Here is a 597-nt window from a genome sequence, read left to right as displayed (position 1 = left end):
GATGTTGAGTCCCTCCGGCGACAGCCTGGTGGTCGTCCCTGCCGCGAGGTCGTGGATCCACAACGACCGCCACGACTCCTGCCTCACGCCGGTCTCGACGCGAGGGTGCCAGTCCGGCAGCTCCTCCTTCGGCTTGTACGTCGTGCCGCTTCCCTGATCACTGGCCAGGTCGGCGCCGAGCCCCGCCACTCCGAGCAGCACCTTCGTGCCGTCCGGCGACCAGGAGCAGTACTCCACCGTCCCGGGCACGGCCGGGGTCGTCTCCGCCTCACCCAGCCGGCCGGTGTGTAGCAGGTACAGCTGGAACCGGCCCGCCTCCGTGCGGTCCGACAGGAACGCCACCGTCGTTCCGTCCGGGGAGAAGCGCGGTTGCCGCGAGGAACCGGACGGCCCCGTCAGCGGCCGCAGGTCCGCACCGTCGACCAGGAAGCAGGCCTGGCGCGGAAGGCCGGCCAGCTCGTCGTAGACGAGGCCGGTCACCGCGATCCGCGACCCGTCGGCGGAGCAGGACGGCTCCAGCAGCCTGTGCGGCTGCCCCATCACCGGCTCGTGCAACCGGCGGAAGTACTCTTCGACCAGGTCCCAGGTGGCGCTGCC

General features: G+C 71.5%; 1 protein-coding gene. It reads right to left on the bottom strand.

Translation table 11 applies throughout. The annotated features are described in order from the left end of the window. A partial coding sequence (locus AWQ68_RS00015; protein WP_174554061.1) for a TolB family protein occupies positions 1-597 on the bottom strand: 597 nt, incomplete at both ends.

The sequence above is a fragment of the Microtetraspora fusca genome (genome assembly GCF_001570365.1).
Lineage (GTDB): Bacteria > Actinomycetota > Actinomycetes > Streptosporangiales > Streptosporangiaceae > Microtetraspora > Microtetraspora fusca.
Note: the sequence above shows the minus strand (reverse complement) of the source record. Positions and strands in the feature narration are given on the sequence as shown.